Source organism: Acidovorax delafieldii (assembly GCF_007993815.1).
In the GTDB taxonomy this organism is placed as follows: Bacteria; Pseudomonadota; Gammaproteobacteria; order Burkholderiales; family Burkholderiaceae_C; genus Acidovorax; species Acidovorax delafieldii.
The window spans coordinates 1,064,123-1,081,567 of record NZ_VJWE01000011.1; the positions used below are offsets into that span (position 1 = coordinate 1,064,123).

The following is a 17,445-nucleotide window of genomic DNA, read 5'->3' on the forward strand; positions in this document are numbered from 1 at the left end:
GCCTTCGTTGTACTGATCGCCATGGCCTACAGCCTCTTTTCCCGCGCCGCCCAGCCGGTGGCCGCCTATGAACAGTCGCCGCAGTTTGCGGGTGGCAAATTTCGCAACGTGGCACCCCGCCATGAGCTGGGCGCCCTCAAGACGCTGCAGGTGATGTGGCGCTTTGCCACCGGCAAGCCCGACGACTCGGTGCCGCGCCAGCCCGTGCCGGTGTACGCCGTGATGCGGTCAGACCTGCTGGCCGCGCCCGACCTGAGCCTGTGGCGCCTGGGGCACTCCACCCTGCTGTTCAAGATCAACGGCCAGTTCTGGCTGACCGACCCGGTGTTTTCCGAGCGCGCCTCGCCGTTCCAGTTCCTGGGCCCCAAGCGCTTTCACGCGCCGCCCATCACGATTGACGAGCTGCCGCCCATCACTGGCGTGATCCTGTCGCACGACCATTACGACCACCTGGACTACGCAGCCATCCAGAAGCTCGCGCCCAAGGTGGAGCACTTCATCACGCCGCTGGGCGTGGGCGACCGGCTCATCGGCTGGGGCGTGCCTGCGGCCAAGGTGCAGCAGTTTGACTGGTGGCAGGGCACCACCATCGGCGGGCTGCAGCTGGTGGCCACGCCTGCGCAGCATTTCTCGGGCCGGGGCCTGTCGGACGGCAACAGCACGCTGTGGGCCTCGTGGGTGCTGATCGCGGGTCAAGGCGCCGACCAAGTCCGCGTCTTCTTCAGTGGCGACACGGGCTACTTCGACGGCTTCAAGGCCATTGGTGAGCGGTTCGGCCCCTTCGATCTGGCGCTGATCGAAACGGGCGCCTACAACGCCGACTGGCCCGACATCCACATGCACCCCGAGGAGAGCCTGCAGGCCCATCTGGACGTGAAGGGGCGCCATCTGTTCCCCATCCACAACGGCACGTTCGACCTGTCGCTGCACCCGTGGGTGGAGCCGTTCGAGCGCATCACCGCCCTCGCGGCGGCAGCGCAGGTGCCGCTGGTGGCGCCCATCATGGGCGAGCGTCTGGACATCCGCGCGCCCGCGCTGTCCACGCACTGGTGGCGCAAGGTGCAGCCGCAGGCTGTGGTTCAGACGGAGGGCCTTGGCACGGCCCTGGCCCCTCAGCCCGGCGCGTGGTGAAGCACCAGCGCCCGCATCACCGCTGACGCACGAGGCCGCCCACCACGCGAGCGGCCGCGCGGATCTCTGCATCGTCAAACCCCGCATAGCCCAGCAGCCAGCCCCTGCGCGCCGACTGCATCGCATAGCGCGACAGCGGCGCCAGCATCACGCCCGCCGCCAGCGCCCGGCGGCTCAGGGTTTCGTCGTCGGTGCCGGGTGCTATCTCGTGCAGCAGGTGCATGCCACGATCGCTGGCGGCCAGTTGCCAGGCGCCGTTGCTGGCCTCGGCCAGTGCGGCGCGCAGCGTGTGTTGCCGCTGCAGGTACAGCTCGCGCATCTGCCGCAGGTGCCGCAGCAGGTGGCCTTCGGCAATGAAGCGCGCCAGCACCGCCTGAGCGTCGCCGGGTGCGTGCCGGTCGGTGATGGCGCGGGCCATGGCAAAGGCCTCCACCAGCGCGGGGGGCACCACCACAAAGCCCAGGCGCAGGCCGGGGTGCAGCGTCTTGCTGAAGGTGCCCACGTACAGCACGCGCTCCGAGCCCGGCAGGCTGCACAGCGCCGGTACCCGCTGGGCAGCGCCGCCGTACTGGAACTCGCCGTCGTAGTCGTCCTCGACCACCCAGGCGTCGTGCGTGCGCGCCCACTGCAGCAGCGCCTGCCGTCGCGCCAGGCCCATGCACACGCCGGTGGGGAACTGGTGCGTGGGTGTGACGACGGCCATGCGCGCGTTCGGCCATTGCGCCGCAGCGGTGTCGATGCGCAGGCCGTCTCCATCCATGTCCACCGGCCGCACCAGCGCGCCGTGGCCCAGCAGGCTGGCGCGAATTCCGGGGTAGCCGGGGTCTTCCACCAGCACCTCGTCGCCCACGTCCAGCAGCAGCCGCGCAATCAGGTCAATGCCCTGCTGCGAGCCCGAGCACACCACCACCTGCGCCGCATCGCAGCGGATGCCGCGCGAGGCCCACAGCCATTGCGCCACGGCCTGGCGCAGGTCGGGGTCGCCAGCCGGGTCCAGGTACTGCGCGCGGTGGCTGCGCTGGCCTGAACTGGCCTGGCGTGTCAGGCGGTCCCACAGCGCAAACGGAAAGGTGGCGACCTCGGGCGCGCCAATGCGAAACGCCTTGGCCGCCGCCAGGGGCGGGCGCCAGCGCGCCGCCGTGTCGGCTATCAGCTGCCCCCGGCGCGACAGGCCCCGGGGCGGCGCCACCAGGCCTTGCGGGGCCGGCAATGTGGCGGCCACGGCCTGCGACACATAGGTGCCGTCGCCCACGCGGGCTTCCACATAACCCTCGGCCTGCAGGCGCTGCACGGCCCACAGCACGGTGTTGCGCGACACGCCCAGGCTGGCCGCGTGCTCGCGTGAGGGTGGCAGGCGGGTGCCTGCGCGCAGGCTGCCCTGCTCGATGGCGCGGCGCAGTTGCGCATACACCTGCTGGCGCAGGGTGGCGGTGGTTCGATTGGCTCCGGGGCTGGGCACAAATTGGCCCTTTCAATGGGGTGACGCACTCATAAACTGAAGAACCATTGTAGAAACCCGGGGCCCCTAACGGGTCCGATCCTCTTGAAAGCACCCCATGGCCGAGCACACCGCCACCATCACCTGGACCCGTGGCACCGACGACTTTCTGGATAAGCGCTACCACCGTGCCCACACCTGGCAGTTTGACGGCGGCGCCACCGTGGCCGCGTCGTCGTCGCCCCATGTGGTGCCGCTGCCGTACTCCGACGCGGCGGCGGTGGACCCGGAAGAAGCCTATGTCGCCGCGCTGTCGAGCTGCCACATGCTGTGGTTCATGGACTTCGCCAGCCGTGCGGGCTATCGGCTCAACCGCTACACCGACGCGGTCGTGGGCACCATGGCCAAGAACGCAGAGGGCCAGCTGGTCGTCACCCACGTGCAGCTGAGGCCCGTCACGCGCTTTGACGCAGCGCACGCGCCCAGCGCTGCCCAGCTGGAAGACCTGCACCACCGCGCCCACGCATCGTGTTTTCTGGCCAACTCGGTCAAGACGCAGATCGACTGCGCCCCGGTGCTTGAAGTGGAAGGGGGCTGACATGGCCAACCCCAACCGGCAGTTTCAGGTGGCCGATGCCGCTGCCCAGCAAGCCCTGGTACGTGCCCAGCCTTTGGCCACACTGGTCATTGCGCACGAAGGCGCGCAACACGTCAATCACATCCCGCTGTACCTGGACCCGGCGCGCGGCCCGCAGGGCACGCTCATCGGCCATGTGGCGCGCGCCAACGCGCTGTGGCCGCTGTTGCCCCAGCAGGCGGTGGCGGTGTTCCACGGCCCGCAGGCCTATGTGTCGCCCTCGTGGTATCCATCGAAAGCCCTGGACGGCAAGCAGGTGCCCACCTGGAACTACGCCACCGTGCACGCCCACGGCGCTTTGAGCGCGTTTGACGACCCCACACGCCTGCGCGGCATCCTGCACACCCTGAGCGAGCAGCACGAGGCCCACCGCCCCGACCCCTGGCGCATCGACGACGCGCCGCCCGACTACATCGACAAGCTGCTGCGCGCCATCGTGGGCATCGAGCTGGCGGTGGAGCGCTGGGAGGGCATCTGGAAGGTGAGCCAGAACCGCACCGATACCGACCGCGCCGGCGTGGTGCAGGGCCTGATGGCGGAAGGCACCAGCGCGGCCGAGGACATGGCCGCGCTGGTGCTGGGACGTTTGATGGGCTGAGGGGTGCGATTGGCAGGGGCTATCAAAATTGATAGCATCCCAGTCTTGATGCACTAGCGCTACTGCCCGTTTTTGCTCCAAAACCTCGTGCCAAAGCGTTTTCAGGCGCCATTCACCCCTCCAGCGTCTCCACCCGCAGCGTGACCACCGGCCCGGCCACCGCCGGGAGCGCTGCCAACGCTTGCACGGCCAGGTCCACGGTGGACTGCGCGACGGCATCGGTCAGCACCAGCACCTGAGGGCCGCTGCCGGGGGGCAAGGCCTTGTCGTGCGCCAGCGCCACCTGCAGCACGGGCACATGCTGCGCAGCCAGCCAGGCGCCCACGGCCTCGATCTGCTGCGCGCTGTGCACCGGCACGCGCAGGTAGTGGCGGGTGTGCACGGCTGCGCGGGGCAGTACCGCCAGTTGCTCGTCCACGGCCTGGGGGTGGAAGCCCAGGTGTGGCACGCGCTGGCCCGCGTGGGTGCCATCGAGCCGCGCCACATCCACCAGGTCCGCAATCACGGCCGACGCGGTCTGCTCCGACCCCGCACCCGCGCCGTAGTACATCGTCACGCCCGACGCATCGCCCTTGACCATCACTGCGTTCATCGACCCGTTCACATGCGCCAGCAAATGTGTGGCGGGCACCAGCGCGGGCTGCACGCGCAGCTCTACCCCTTCCACATTGCCTTCCGCGTCACCCGCCTTGCGCCGCTTGGCCACGCCCAGCAGCTTGATGCGAAAGCCCAGTTGCTCGGCACAGGCCACGTCCAGCCCCTGCAGTGCGGTGATGCCCTCCACCTGCGCATCGGCAAACCGCACCGGCATGCCAAACGCATTGGCCGCCAGCAGCGAGATCTTGTGCGCGGCGTCCGTGCCTTCGATGTCAAACGTCGGATCGGCTTCGGCGTAGCCCAGCGCCTGGGCCTGGGCCAGCGCTTCGGCAAAGCCCACACCCTCGTCGCGCATCTTGGTCAGGATGAAGTTGGTAGTGCCGTTGATGATGCCCGCCACCCATTCGATGCGGTTGGCCGTGAGGCCCTCGCGCAGCGCCTTCACGATGGGGATGCTCACGGCCACCGCGCCTTCGTAGGCCACGGCCACGCCGTGCTGGCGTGCTGCTGCAAAGATCTCGTTGCCATGCTCGGCCAGCAGCGCCTTATTGGCCGTGACCACATGTTTGCCCGCACGGATGGCGGCCAGCACCCAGTCGCGAGCGGGGCCGGTGCCGCCAGCGGCCTCCACCAGCACATCCACGTCGGGGTGGGTGGCGACCTGCATGGGGTCGTTGGTCAGCGCCACGTCCTTGCCCACCACGCTCATGGCGCGGGCCAGGCTGCGGGCGCAGACCACCACCAGCTTGATGCCGCGGCCCGCACGGCCCGCAATCAGCGCCTGGTTGCGCGCCAGCACGCGGAAGGTGCCTGCGCCCACAGTGCCAATGCCAATCATGCCCACGCGCAGGGGGCGCATGGCCGTGGCGGACGACGGCAACAACGGGGCTTCGAGGGACTGGACGGGATCGCGGTACATGGACTTCTCCGGCTAACGAACAAACAAAAAAACCCAGCTGCCAGAGCTGGGTTTCGTGCATTCGTCTTGGGGGAGAAGAGAGCGATCACCAGGTGGCTGCCGAAACGGCCACCTGCGCGTGCTCAGGTGGCCGCGGTGGTAATGGTGGTAATCATTCGTGCACCCAGTGCCCGCTGTTCACCACTGGCCCGCGTGAGTGCGGGCGGCATCATGCCCATGCCTTGGAAGGCAGCGGCGCGTGCGGTGGTGATGGGGAGAGAGGTGAACGACATGAAGGGCGCAGTGTACCGGATGCAGGCCGGGGCCTGTCAACCCGCCTGTACGCGCCTATGCGCACCTGTGTGCGCCTGTGGGCAACGGCCTCACCGGGCCTGGGTGGCCGCCACCCGCACCATGCGGATCGCATCGAATGGGCAGCGCACCGCACACAGCGCGCACCCGGTGCAGCCGGGCGCGTCGTGCAGGGTGGAGCACTTGGGGCCCCAGGGCCCCGCGCCCAACACCTGCAGTGACAGCACATGCGGTGGGCACACCGCAATGCACCAGCCGCAGCCGGTGCAGCGCTGGGGGTCGATGGTGGGCAGGGCCTTGGGGGTGGTGGTGGTCATGGGGTGCGGTGGTGCTGGCAGTGTGCCCCTGGAGCGGGCTCCCCACAAGGAGCGCGCTACAGTGCCCCCCATGAACGCAGAACCCCACTCCACCATCACCCGCCATCTGTTGATCACCGGCCAGGTGCAGGGCGTGGGCTACCGCTGGTCCATGGTGCAGGCCGCCAATCGACTGGGCGTGACGGGCTGGGTGCGCAACCGCGAGGATGGCCGCGTGGAGGCCTGCGCCTGGGGCCCGGAACCCGCCGTGCTGGCGCTGATCGACTGGGCGCACCAGGGGCCAGCACATGCGCGGGTGGACCGCGTGGTGGTAGGCAATGTGCCCGATGGCGGCGAGGCCCCGCAGGGCTTCACGCAGCGCGAGACGGTGTAGCGCCCAGCTGCCTGAGCAACTCCATCGCCCCTGCCGGCGCCCGCTCTTTGGCGCCGTTGATGAAGTACACAAACACATCGCGTGGCCGGTCGCCGCTGGTCCAGGTGCGCACGCCCTGTGCCCACTGCGCAATGGCATCGGCGGTGTAGCCCGTGGGCACATCGGCCTGGCCACGCATCAGCCGCAGGTAGGCAAAGTCGGCCTCTGCATCCGCGATGGCCGGAAATCGGTCGGAGTCGGTGTACACAGGCACGCAGCCATACCGGCGCGCCAGCGCCACAAACGCTGGCGTCGCAAAACTCGGGTGGCGCACATCCAGCGCGTGGCGCAGCTGCAGGCCATCCACCTGCTGCGGCAGCAGGGCCAGAAAGGCCTCGAAGTCGCCCGGCTCAAACGCCTTGGTCGGCATGAACTGCCACACGATGGGCCCGAGCTTGCCCTTCAGTTCCGAGATGCCACTGTCGACAAACCGCGCGATCGAATCGCCCGCCTCGGCCAGCACGCGCCGGTGCGTGGCAAAGCGGTTGGCCTTGAGTGAGAACACAAAGCCTTCGGGCGTTTCATCGCGCCATTTGGCAAAGGTGGGTGGTTTGAAGGTGCTGTAGTAGGTGCCGTTGACCTCGATCGCCGTGAGCTGTCGGCTGGCGTATTGCAGCTCCTTGCTGTGCGCCAGCCCAGCGGGGTAGAAGCTGCCGCGCCAGGGCTCGAAGGTCCAGCCGCCGATGCCGACGCGGATGCGTGGGTTGCTGGCGCTGATCTCGCTCTGCGGGGTGCTGACAGGTGTGTCCACGGCGTTGCCCTTTTGAGAGTCCACGGAGCGGCCACTGTAGCAGCGGCGCTGGTGCGCATGCCTATGCCGGTAGCGCTTCTGGCAGCTCTACCCGCGCCTCCAGCCCCTGCGCGCCGTCCGCGCGTGGCCCCAGCACCAGGCGGCCGCCCAGGGCCTTGGCCAGCTCGCTGGCAATGGCCAGGCCCAGACCGGTGCCACCGGTGCCCCGGTTGCGCGAATCTTCCAGCCGCACATAGGGCTGCAGCACGGCGGCGAGGTCCGCTGGAGGGATGCCGGGCCCGTGATCCAGCACGCGCACCAGCCACTGGCCTGGCCTTTCTGCCTCCAGCGTCAGCTCGGCGGCGCCTGCAAACTTGAGCGCGTTGTCCACCAGGTTGCACAGCAGGCGGCGCAGGGCCTGGGGGCGGGTGTCGCAGGTCACATCCACTGCCTGCAGCACTTGTACCGGCAGGCCGGCATCGGCGTAGTCGCGCGCAATGCTCTCCACCAGCGCGCGCAGGTCCACACGCTGCGGGGGCTCGCGCACGGCCTGCGATGAGCGCGCGTAGGCAATGCCCTCTTCCACCAGCGACTGCATCTCGGCCAGGTCGACGTGCAGCTTGTCGCGCAGCGTGGTGTCGTCCAGCAGATCCGCGCGCAGGCGCAGCCGGGTGATGGGTGTTTGCAGGTCGTGCGAGACGGCGGCCAGGATTTGCATGCGTTCCTGAAGATGCGCCTGGATGCGCTGCTGCATATGGTTGAAGGCAACGGCGGCGCGCACCACTTCGCGCGGGCCGTCTTCAGCCAGCGGCACGGTGGGGCGGTCGGCGCCCAGCGCATCGGCCGCATCGGCCAGCGTGCTCAGGGGCCGCGTGGCTGCACGCACGGCCCACGCGCACAGGCCCACCAGCAGCGCCAGCTGCAGTGCCAGCGCGCCCAGCACCCAGGGCGATATCTGCAGCCGGGGCTCGTCCATGTCCACGGCCAGGGGCGTACCGTCGGCCAGGCGCAGTTGCAGCCGCAGCTCGATGCCCGGCACATGGGGGTCGATCACCTGCACCGGGCGGTCAGGGGGCAGAGTGGCCGCCACAGCGCTGGCAACGAGGCGGGCCAGCTGGGACGGGTCGGCAGGTGCGTCCAGGGGTTCGGCCAGTGCAAAGCGGTAGTTGCGGCGCGCCAGCCGGTCCACCCACTGTGCGCGCTCGGTGGCAGGCAGGCGTTCCAGCATGGCGACCGAGCTGGCCACGTCGCTGGCGAAATACGACACCATGGCCCGCCGCATGGTCATGCTGCGCTCGGTGAACGCCAGCACAAACGTCAGCGCATGCGCCAACGCCAGGCCCAGTGCCATCACCAGCAGAATGCGCCCGAACAAAGAGCGTGGCCACCAGCGCGACGTCATGGTGCAGCTCCTGCGGCAGCTGCCGCAGTTTGCACATCGGCGCAGAACACATAGCCCTCGTTGCGCACCGTCTTGATGTAGCGCGAGCCGCGCGCGCCATCGCCCAGCCGCTGGCGCACACGGCTCACCAGCAGGTCGATGGAGCGGTCGAACACGTCGGCATCGCGCCCCTGTGTGAGCTGCAGCAGCTGGTCGCGTGTGAGGATGCGCTGCGGGTGGTCCAGCAGCACACGCAGCAGACGGTATTCGGCGCCCGACAGCGCCGCCACTGCGCCCGTGGCATCGAGCAGGTGGCGTGCGGTGGTGTCCAGCCGCCAGTCGCCAAACGTGAGGTGGCGCGCGGGCTCGGCCTTGGCCAGATTGGGCGGCAGCATGCGCGTGCGCCGCAGCACCGCGTGGATGCGTGCCAGCAGCTCGCGCGCGGCGAAGGGTTTGGTCAGGTAGTCGTCCGCACCCAGCTCCAGGCCCAGGATGCGGTCCGCTTCGTCGCTGCGTGCGGTGAGCATGATGATGGGCAGCGGCGGCGCGCCCGGGCTGCGCAGCTCGCGGCACAGTGCGATGCCGTCGGTGCCTGGCAGCATCAGGTCCAGCACCAGCAGGTCGATGCGCTGCGTGGCCATCACCTCGCGCATTTGCCGCCCGTCGGCGGCCACGCTCACCTGCAGGCCCTGGCGCTGCAGGTACTCGGCAGCCAGTTCGCGGATGCCGGCGTCGTCATCGACGATCAGGATGTGGTCGGGAGCGGGCGTCGTCATGGCGGCCATTGTCCGGGCTTTGGTGGTGCAGCGGTGCGGGCTGGGTGGGCAGATATGTATCTCAACTTGTCTGCCTGGTGCATCGACAAGCGCGCATACCAAAAGCCCCTGGCCAGACAAATCGCCGATACCTGCGCTGGCTTCAATGAGGTCTTCCTGAACTTCACGAGGACCTTGCCATGAAACCATCCATCGCCGTGACCGCCCTGCTGACCCTGGGCCTGGCGCAGGCAGCCAGCGCGCAAGAGGCCGCCGCAGCGCCGCCAGCCGCTGCGGCGCATGCACCGGGTGCAACCCACCCCAAAGCCCCCTTGGGCCGCTGGATCACCGAGAGCGGCAATCTGGAAGTGAACATCGCCCCCTGCAACCCCGCTGGCGGCAACGCCCTGTGCGGCAAGGTGGTGCGCGTGCTGGCCAACCGCTCCATGAGCGCGCCGGGCGCCGACATGGCGGCGGCCGACGCGCGGCCTGCGCTGGGCATGACCCTGCTGTCGGGCCTGCGCCCGGCGGAGGGCGGCAGCAGCGAGTACCAGGGAGAAATCTACAACCGCGAGAACGCCAAGACCTACCGCGTCAACCTGACGCCAGCCGAGCCGGAGCAACTGCTGGTGCACGCGTATGTGGGCATTCCGCTGTTCGGCAAGACCCAGGTGTGGCGCCGCCCAGCGGCCGAGCAGGGGAGCGGGCAATGACCATGGCCACCACCTCGCCCTGGCTGGCCGTGGCCGCCGGCATGCTCACGGTGGGCGCGCCCTGCGTGTTGCCCATGCTGCCCGTGGTGCTGGGCGCCTCGGTGAGCGGTGCCGACTCAGCGCAGCGCACACGCCCACTGTTCATTGCCCTGGGCTTTGCGCTGTCGTTCGCGGCCGTGGCGCTGTTGTTCAGCAGCTTCACGCAGGTGCTGGGTGTGTCTCAGGAAGGCCTGCGCCGGTTTGCCGCTGTGATGCTGCTGGTGTTTGGCGTGCTCACGGTGTGGCCCCGGCCGTTCCAGTGGCTCAGCCAACATGCGGGCGGCGTGCTCAACCGCATGGCCAGCCTGGGGATGGGCAGCGGGGGCGGCAACTGGGGCGGACTGCTGCTGGGCCTGAGCCTCGGCGCGGTCTGGACACCCTGCGCCGGGCCCGTGCTCGCCTCCATCCTCACCCTCATCGCCACGGAGCCTGCGGGCGTAGGCACCGCCGTTTTGCTGCTCGCGTATTCCACCGGTGCCGCGCTGCCCATGCTGGCGATTGCCTACGGCGGTCAGGCTGCCGCCACCCATGTGCGCCGCATTGCCCGCCACGCGCACCGCGTGCAGCAGGTGTTTGGGGCGGTGGTCATTGCCATCGCGCTGGCCATGCTGTGGGAGGTGGATGGGCAGATCACCGCCTGGCTCACGCAGTTTTATCCCTCGGGCTGGGGCGGCCTGTAAGGGGCGACGCCTCACCGATTGCAAGGAGCTTTCACCATGACATTGCACCCCTCTTCATCGCGCTTTTCCGAGCGCCGCGCTTTCCTGGCGTCGATGGCCGCTGCACTGGCGGCCCCTGGCTTGGCGTATGCAGCGGGCCCCGCCAGCCCCGCCGCAGCGTTGCCCGACTTGGGCGCTGCGCCCGAGTTCACCGGCATCGAGCGCTGGCTCAACTCCGAACCGCTGAGCCTGGCGCAGTTGCGCGGCCGCGTGGTGCTGGTGGATTTCTGGACGTACGCCTGCATCAACTGCATCCGCACCCTGCCCCATGTGAACCGCTGGGCCGAACGGTACACGCCCCAGGGGCTCACCGTGGTGGGCGTGCACACGCCAGAGTTTCCGTTTGAGCGCCCGACCGCCAACGTGGAAGCCGCCATGCGCCGCCATGGCGTGAAGCACCCCGTGGCACAGGACAACCGCTACGGCACCTGGAAGGCCTACAGCAACCAGTACTGGCCCGCCACCTACCTCATCGATGCGCAAGGCCGCATTCGCTACAAGCACTTTGGCGAAGGCGAGTACGAGCGCACCGAGGGCGTGATCCGCACCTTGCTGGCCGCGCGGGGCTGATCGGCCCGACCGATTCCGTGTCCTTTTTTGTTCTTCCCCATCCCATGTTTCTTGACCGAGGCCTTCTCACCATGCGCTCTTTTCATCGCCACCTCACCCCTTCCTTCACCGCCGTCGCCTTGGCCTGCACCCTGCTGGTGGCCGCTCCTGACAGCCAGGCCCAGGCTCCGCAGCTGCCGCCGCCAGACGCCACCAACCCTGTGACCCTGCAGCTGATGCAGGGCTTCCCCCCGGCGCCCGACAAGGTGGTGCGTTTGGCCAACATCCTCAAGTACCCCAACGTGCGCTGGGCCGCGCAGCACCTGCGCGAACTGGGGCCCACGGCCACCATCTGGCGGGGCGCCGCTGCGCCCAGCGCACTGCCCGCAGCGCCGCGCGCGTTGCCCGATACCCTGGCGTTTGCCGACGACAAGGGTGCGTCCACCACGCTGGCCGACTGGCAGAAGGCCACCTACACCGACGCCCTGTTGGTGCTGCACCGGGGCCGTGTGGTGTATGAGCGTTATCACATCGGCATGCAGCCGCAGCAACCGCATGTGCTGTGGTCCATGAGCAAATCGCTGGTGGGGCTGCTGGTGACCGAACTCATCCAGGAAGGCGCCATCGACCCCAGTGCGCGCATCGTGCGTTACCTGCCCGAGCTGGCCAACAGCGCCTGGGCCGATGCCACCGTGCAGCAGACCCTGGACATGACCACCGGCGTCAAATACGCCGAAGACTTTGCGGACCCCACCTCCGGTGTCTTTCAGTACCTGGCCGCTGCGGGCCTGCAGCCTGCGCGCCCCGGCAGCAATGGGGCCAAGAGCATGGCCGAGCACCTGCCCACCGTGCAGAAGGACGGCGAGCACGGCACCGCGTTTGCCTACAAGTCGGTGGACACGGAAGTGTTGGGCTGGCTGCTGCAGCGCGTGACTGGCAAGAGCTACGCCACGCTGTTGTCCGAGCGCATCTGGTCCAAGCTGGGCACGCAGGAGGACGCGTATGTGTTTGCCGATGCCAACGGCGGCCAGGCCACCAGCGTGGGCGTGAACGCCACTTTGCGTGACCTGGGCCGTCTGGGCGAGATGCTGCGATCCAACGGCCGCTTCAACGGCCAGCAGATCGTCTCGCCCGCCACCATTGCCGAGCTGCGCAAAGGGGCCGACCCCGCCCAGTTCAGCAAGGCCCCGGGCACGGCCATGCGCGCGGGCTACTCGTACCACAACCAGTGGTGGATACCCCACGATGCCGATGGCACCTTTGAAGCCAAGGGCCTGATGGGCCAGCACATCCACATCAACCCGGCAGCCGAGCTGGTGGTGGTGAAGTTCTCCACGCACCCCGTGCCCAACACCGCCTTCACCCACGCGCTGGACCGGCAAGCCTTCGCCGCACTGGCCAAGGCCGTGCGCTGAGCCTGCCCGCACATTGTTGCTCCACCCTCATCGAGGACCGATTCACCATGTCCCCCCAACCCTGGCTGGCCAGCTATGGCGCTATCCCTGCCCACATCGATCCCGACAGCCATCCCAGCATCGTGCACCTGCTGTGTGCCGCCATGCAGCGGTACGCGCACCGGCCCGCATTCACCTGCCTGGGCCAGACGCTGACCTATGCGCATGTGGACCAGCAATCCCGCGCGTTTGCGGCCTACCTGCAGAACGTGCTGCGCGTGCGCAAGGGCGACCGCATTGCCGTGATGTGCCCGAACCTGATGGCGTTTCCTATCGCCATGCTCGGCATTGCGCGCGCGGGCTGTGTGCAGGTGAACGTGAATCCGCTGTACACCCCGCGGGAGCTGGAGCACCAGCTACAGGACGCGGGAGCCAGGGTGATGGTGATCTATGCAGGGTCTACTGCGACCCTGGCTGCCATCCAGGATCGTGTGGAACTGCACAGCATCATCACCGTGGCGCCCGGCGACGGCACCGCAGCCGACCTGCCTGGGCCGCCGGTGGATGCCCACCTGCACACCACCACCTCGTTTGCGCGCGCCCTGGCCGAGGGCGCCACCCTGCCTTTTGCGCCACCTGTGCTGGAGGGGGGCGACCTGCTGTTCCTGCAGTACACCGGGGGTACCACAGGCCTGTCCAAGGGCGCCATGCTCACGCACCGCAACCTGGTAGCCAACGTGGAGCAGTTCAAGGCCTTCGTGCCCGATGCCCTGCGCCCCGCACAGGAGGTCGTCGTCACGGCCATTCCGCTGCATCACATCTTCGCGCTCATGGTGAACCTGATCAGCTACTTTGCGGTGGGTGCGCGCAACTGGCTGGTGCCCAATCCGCGTGACCTGGACGGGTTGATCGACGTGCTGAATGCCGCGCGCCCCAGCGTGTTCATGGGTGTCAACACGTTGTATGCGGGGCTGGCAGCGCACCCAGGCACGCAAGGGGTGGACTTCTCCAACCTGCGGCTGGCGGGCGGCGGCGGCGCAGCCATCCTGCCCTCGGTCTCTGCCCGCTGGCAGGCCATCACCGGCCAGTTCATCCGCGAAGGCTACGGCCTGAGCGAGACCAGCCCTGTGGTGGCCTTCAACCCCGCATCGGTCACGGCTTTCAGCGGCAGCACCGGCCTGCCCCTGCCTTCCACCGACGTGCTGCTGCTGGACGACCAGGGCCACCCCGTGCCCCTGGGCCAGCCCGGCGAGGTCTGCGTGAAAGGCCCCCAGGTCATGGGCGGCTACTGGCAGCAGCCCGAGGCCAACGCTGCCGCCTTCACCCCCGACGGCTACTTCCGCACCGGCGACATCGGCCAGCTGGACGAGCGTGGTTTTCTCAAGATCGTGGACCGCAAGAAGGACATGGTCATCGTCTCAGGCTTCAACGTCTTTCCCAACGAAGTCGAAGCCGTGGCCACCGCCTGCCCCGGCGTGCTGGAGTGCGCCTGCATCGGCGTGCCAGACGAGAAGACGGGCGAGGCGCTGCGGCTGTATGTGGTGCGCGCGGCGGGCACTGCGCCGCAGGTGGATGCAGACCACATCGCCGCCCATTGCCGCGCAGCGCTCACTGCTTACAAGGTGCCCCGGCAGATCGTGTTTGTGGAGGCCTTGCCCAAGTCCAGCGTCGGCAAGATCCTGCGCCGCGAGCTGCGCGACATGGCGTGAGTGTGCGGGGTGGCGGTTTCAGAAGACGGCGGGCTTGCGCAGACATGGCGCGCTGACGCCTCTGCGCTTGTCAGCCCCGCCGCTGCAGATCCCGCGCCCCGTAAGCACAGTAGCCCGGCTTGGGGCTCTTCTTCTGCGGGTGCAGGCGGCAGGTCTCGGGCCGCTTGTCATACACCGTGCACAGCCGCGTCTTGGGGTCCAGAAAATTGCAGTCCCCACTCGCCCGCCGCGCCATCGTGAAGATCGCGTTCTTGTGGTTGAAGTGGTCAATCAGCCGCGCCTTTTGCAGCCGCTTGGCAATGTGGCGGATTTCTTCATGCTCGGCCTCGAACGGGTCCACCAGTTCAAGCCGCACCAGGTCCGAGAGCTGCACTTCCAGCGGCATGGTGCAGCAGTTGGCCGCGCAGGTGTCGCACAGGCCAGCGCGGTAGCGGGTCCAGGTGTCCAGGCGGTCTACGTCAACGATGGCAATGGGGGAGCGCATGGGGTGGGATTGTGCCTGCGTGCAATACAGGGCGCTGCACTTGGTAACACTTGGGCCATACTCGCAAGGCAGCCAACACCCTGCTGTCCACCCATCCCACCACAAGGTCCGACGAGTGAGCGCATCGCCCAAAAGCCATCTCAGCGAAACCGACATCTGCGACCGTTTCATCACACCCGCACTGGAGCAAGCGGGCTGGACGCTGGAACAACACATCCTGCGCGAATACACCCTGCGCCCCGGCCGCGTGGTGGTGCGCGGCCAGGCATCGCACCGCGACAAGGCCTCGATGCTGCGGGCCGACTACGTGCTGTTCCACAAGCCCAACGTGCCGCTGGCAGTGGTGGAGGCCAAAGACGCCAAGCACTCCGTTGGCGCGGGCATGCCCCAGGCCTTTCAATACGCCGAGCTGCTGGGCGTGCCCTTCAGCTTTGCCAGCAATGGCGATGGCTTTGTGTTCCGCGATGCCACTTTGTCCGATGGCGTGCTGGAGCGCGACCTCACGCTAGACCAATTCCCCACCCCCGCCGAGCTGTGGGCCAAGTACTGCGCCTGGAAGGGCTGGACGCCAGCGGTTGAGCACATTGCCGCCACCGACTACGCCCCTAGCAAAACCCCTCGCTACTACCAGCTCGGGGCCATCAACCGCACCGTCGAGGCCATTGCCGCAGGCCAGAACCGCGTGCTGCTCGTCATGGCCACGGGCACCGGCAAAACCTACACTGCATTCCAAATCATCCACCGGCTCTGGAAGTCGCCTTGGCGTTCAGACAAGCCTAGCGGCCAAAAACGCATCCTCTTTCTGGCCGACCGCAACATCCTCATCGACCAGACCATGGTCAACGACTTCCGTCCCTTCAAGGGCGCGATGGCCAAGCTCAGCCCCCACGCCAAGGGCGTGGAACGGGTGGACGCCCAGGGCCAGGTAACCGTCGAAGACCTCGACCTGGCCGTGAACAAAACCACCAAGGTGGTCGACAAAAGCTACGAGATTTACCTCTCGCTCTACCAGGCTGTCACCGGCACGCAAGAAGAGCGCAATATCTACAAGCAGTTCAGCCCCGACTTTTTTGACCTCATCGTCGTGGACGAATGCCACCGGGGCAGCGCGGCAGAAGACTCCGCCTGGCGCGACATCCTGACCTACTTTGCCAGCGCCACACAGATCGGCCTCACGGCCACGCCCAAGGAGACGGAAGACGTCTCCAACATCGACTACTTTGGTAAGCCGCTCTACATCTACAGCTTGAAGCAAGGCATTGAAGACGGCTACCTCGCGCCCTACAAAGTGGTGCGCGTGGACCTGGACAAAGACACCTTCGGCTGGCGCCCCACCGAAGGCCAGCGCGACAAGTTCGGCCACCTCATCGAAGACCGCATCTACACCGGCGCCGACATGAACCGCAAGCTCGTCATGGAGCAGCGCGACGCCGTGGTGGCCGCCAAGGTCACCGAATACCTGAAGGCCACCGACCGCTACGCCAAGACGATCGTCTTTTGCGAAGACATTGAGCACGCTGAGCGCATGCGCAAGGCACTCAGCAACGCCAATGCCGACCTGTGCGCAACCCAGCCCAAATACGTGGTGCAGATCACCGGCGACAACACCGAAGGCAAGCGCGAGCTAGACAACTTCATCGACCCCGAAAAGACCTATCCCGTCATCGCCGTCACCTCCAAGCTCATGAGCACTGGGGTGGATGCCCAAACCTGCAAGCTCATCGTGCTGGACCAGACCATCAAGTCCATGACGCTGTTCAAGCAGATCATTGGCCGGGGCACCCGCCTGCGCGAAGACCTGGGCAAGAGCTGGTTCACCATCCTCGACTTCAAGCGCGCCACCGAACTCTTTGCCGACAAAGACTTCGATGGCGAACCCGTGCAGGTGTACGAACCCCAGCCCGGCGAGCCCATGGCCCCGCCCCCGCCGGTGGACTTACCCCCCACCGCCCAGCCCGGTGGTGCGGGCCCTGACGCCTGGCCGCCCACCACCGCAGGCCCTGGCGAGGGCCGCGCAGGCACCGACGAACCCCGCAAATACACCCTCGGCAACAACGTCACTGTGGCCGTGGCGCGCGAGCGGGTGCAGTACCTCAATGCAGACGGCAAGCTCATCACCGAAAGCCTGCGCGACTACACCCGCATCAACCTGCTCAAAAAGTACGACTCGCTCGACCAGTTTCTGCAAACCTGGCAGCAGGCCGACCGCAAGGCCGCCCTGCTGGCCGAGCTGGAGTCCGAGGGGGTTCTGCTGGACGCCCTGGCCGCTGAAGTTGGCAAAGACCTCGACCCGTTCGACCTGCTGCTGCACGTCGCCTACGACCAGCCACCGCTCACCCGCCGCGAGCGCGCCCAGCGCGTCAAAAAGCGCAACGTCTTCACCCAATACGGCTCCGTGGCCCGCAAGGTTCTCGACGCCCTGCTCGACAAATACGCCGACGAAGGCATTGCCACCATCGAGAGCAACGAAGTCTTCAAGCTCCAGCCCTTCACCGACCTGGGCAGCCCCGTGGAACTGGTGCGCAGCTTTGGCGGCCGCCCCCAATACCTCAGCGCACTGCAGGCGCTGGAGCAAGCGCTGTACGCTACGCACCCGGCCCACTAGCTGTGTGCCGCCAAATACTCCTGTTTT

General features: G+C 67.7%; 18 protein-coding genes. 10 read left to right on the forward strand and 8 right to left on the reverse strand.

The window, feature by feature from the left end; all coding sequences use genetic code 11:
* Nucleotides 1–21: 21 nt before the first annotated feature.
* Nucleotides 22–1,131: an MBL fold metallo-hydrolase gene (locus tag ATF69_RS07620; protein ID WP_146870469.1), complete on the forward strand. Its 1,110-nt coding sequence runs from the start codon at nt 22–24 to the stop codon at nt 1,129–1,131.
* 16 nt (nt 1,132–1,147) lie between these two features.
* Here the strand turns inward: ATF69_RS07620 and pdxR are convergent, their stop codons facing one another.
* Complete coding sequence (gene pdxR / locus ATF69_RS07625) at nt 1,148–2,590, reverse strand: MocR-like pyridoxine biosynthesis transcription factor PdxR (RefSeq protein WP_146870471.1); 1,443 nt, start codon at nt 2,588–2,590, stop codon at nt 1,148–1,150.
* A 97-nt stretch (nt 2,591–2,687) separates the two neighbouring features.
* Between pdxR and ATF69_RS07630 the strand changes: the two genes are divergently transcribed.
* Both ATF69_RS07630 and ATF69_RS07635 read left to right on the forward strand, forming a co-directional pair.
* Nucleotides 2,688–3,167 (forward strand): OsmC family protein, encoded by a 480-nt coding sequence (locus ATF69_RS07630; RefSeq protein ID WP_146870474.1) that lies wholly within the window; start codon nt 2,688–2,690, stop codon nt 3,165–3,167.
* Between the two features lies 1 nt (nt 3,168).
* Nucleotides 3,169–3,804, forward strand: coding sequence for an FMN-binding negative transcriptional regulator (locus ATF69_RS07635; RefSeq protein WP_146870476.1), 636 nt, complete (start codon nt 3,169–3,171; stop codon nt 3,802–3,804).
* Nucleotides 3,805–3,916: 112 nt separating this feature from the next.
* On the opposite strand, the gene ATF69_RS07640 is transcribed toward ATF69_RS07635, so the two are convergent.
* The 3 genes from ATF69_RS07640 to ATF69_RS07645 form a co-directional block, all read right to left on the reverse strand.
* A complete protein-coding gene (locus ATF69_RS07640) occupies nt 3,917–5,320 on the reverse strand; it encodes a homoserine dehydrogenase (RefSeq protein ID WP_146870478.1) in 1,404 nt (467 codons plus the stop codon).
* A gap of 122 nt (nt 5,321–5,442) precedes the next feature.
* On the reverse strand, nt 5,443–5,592 hold the full coding sequence (locus ATF69_RS23095; RefSeq protein WP_158641480.1) for a hypothetical protein: 150 nt from the start codon (nt 5,590–5,592) through the stop codon (nt 5,443–5,445).
* Nucleotides 5,593–5,682: 90 nt separating this feature from the next.
* Nucleotides 5,683–5,928 carry an ATP-binding protein gene (locus ATF69_RS07645; RefSeq protein WP_056056843.1) on the reverse strand — a complete coding sequence of 82 codons (246 nt, stop codon included), beginning with the start codon at nt 5,926–5,928 and terminating at the stop codon, nt 5,683–5,685.
* 70 nt (nt 5,929–5,998) lie between these two features.
* Here ATF69_RS07645 and ATF69_RS07650 point away from each other — a divergent pair, with 70 nt between their 5' ends.
* Nucleotides 5,999–6,301 carry an acylphosphatase gene (locus ATF69_RS07650; RefSeq protein WP_146870480.1) on the forward strand — a complete coding sequence of 101 codons (303 nt, stop codon included), beginning with the start codon at nt 5,999–6,001 and terminating at the stop codon, nt 6,299–6,301.
* Here ATF69_RS07650 and ATF69_RS07655 read toward each other — a convergent pair.
* The 3 genes from ATF69_RS07655 to ATF69_RS07665 all read right to left on the reverse strand — a co-directional run bounded on the left by ATF69_RS07655 (nt 6,279) and on the right by ATF69_RS07665 (nt 9,227).
* On the reverse strand, nt 6,279–7,091 hold the full coding sequence (locus ATF69_RS07655; RefSeq protein ID WP_425291769.1) for a DUF72 domain-containing protein: 813 nt from the start codon (nt 7,089–7,091) through the stop codon (nt 6,279–6,281). The two genes, ATF69_RS07650 and ATF69_RS07655, sit on opposite strands and share 23 nt — an antisense overlap.
* Before the next feature lie 61 nt (nt 7,092–7,152).
* Entirely contained in the window at nt 7,153–8,472 is a 1,320-nt protein-coding gene (locus tag ATF69_RS07660; protein ID WP_146870482.1) for a sensor histidine kinase, read from the reverse strand.
* Nucleotides 8,469–9,227, reverse strand: a complete 759-nt coding sequence (locus ATF69_RS07665) for a response regulator (protein ID WP_146870483.1) — start codon at nt 9,225–9,227, stop codon at nt 8,469–8,471. Before ATF69_RS07665 ends, ATF69_RS07660 begins: the two co-directional genes overlap by 4 nt.
* 179 nt (nt 9,228–9,406) lie before the next feature.
* Between ATF69_RS07665 and ATF69_RS07670 the strand changes: the two genes are divergently transcribed.
* From ATF69_RS07670 to ATF69_RS07690, 5 genes are all read left to right on the forward strand, one after another.
* Nucleotides 9,407–9,919 (forward strand): DUF2147 domain-containing protein, encoded by a 513-nt coding sequence (locus ATF69_RS07670; protein WP_146870484.1) that lies wholly within the window; start codon nt 9,407–9,409, stop codon nt 9,917–9,919.
* Nucleotides 9,916–10,638, forward strand: a complete 723-nt coding sequence (locus ATF69_RS07675; protein ID WP_146870485.1) for a cytochrome c biogenesis CcdA family protein — start codon at nt 9,916–9,918, stop codon at nt 10,636–10,638. The genes ATF69_RS07670 and ATF69_RS07675 overlap by 4 nt, the downstream gene beginning before the upstream one ends.
* A 36-nt stretch (nt 10,639–10,674) precedes the next feature.
* Nucleotides 10,675–11,247: a thioredoxin family protein gene (locus ATF69_RS07680; RefSeq protein ID WP_146870486.1), complete on the forward strand. Its 573-nt coding sequence runs from the start codon at nt 10,675–10,677 to the stop codon at nt 11,245–11,247.
* 71 nt (nt 11,248–11,318) lie between these two features.
* On the forward strand, nt 11,319–12,641 hold the full coding sequence (locus tag ATF69_RS07685; protein ID WP_146870487.1) for a serine hydrolase domain-containing protein: 1,323 nt from the start codon (nt 11,319–11,321) through the stop codon (nt 12,639–12,641).
* A 47-nt stretch (nt 12,642–12,688) separates the two neighbouring features.
* Nucleotides 12,689–14,329: an AMP-binding protein gene (locus ATF69_RS07690; protein WP_146870488.1), complete on the forward strand. Its 1,641-nt coding sequence runs from the start codon at nt 12,689–12,691 to the stop codon at nt 14,327–14,329.
* A 70-nt stretch (nt 14,330–14,399) separates the two neighbouring features.
* Here the strand turns inward: ATF69_RS07690 and ATF69_RS07695 are convergent, their stop codons facing one another.
* Complete coding sequence (locus ATF69_RS07695) at nt 14,400–14,813, reverse strand: YkgJ family cysteine cluster protein (RefSeq protein ID WP_015011832.1); 414 nt, start codon at nt 14,811–14,813, stop codon at nt 14,400–14,402.
* 115 nt (nt 14,814–14,928) lie between these two features.
* On the opposite strand from ATF69_RS07695, the gene hsdR reads away from it, so the two are divergent.
* Nucleotides 14,929–17,418 (forward strand): EcoAI/FtnUII family type I restriction enzme subunit R, encoded by a 2,490-nt coding sequence (hsdR, locus tag ATF69_RS07700; protein ID WP_146870489.1) that lies wholly within the window; start codon nt 14,929–14,931, stop codon nt 17,416–17,418.
* Nucleotides 17,419–17,445: the final 27 nt, after the last annotated feature.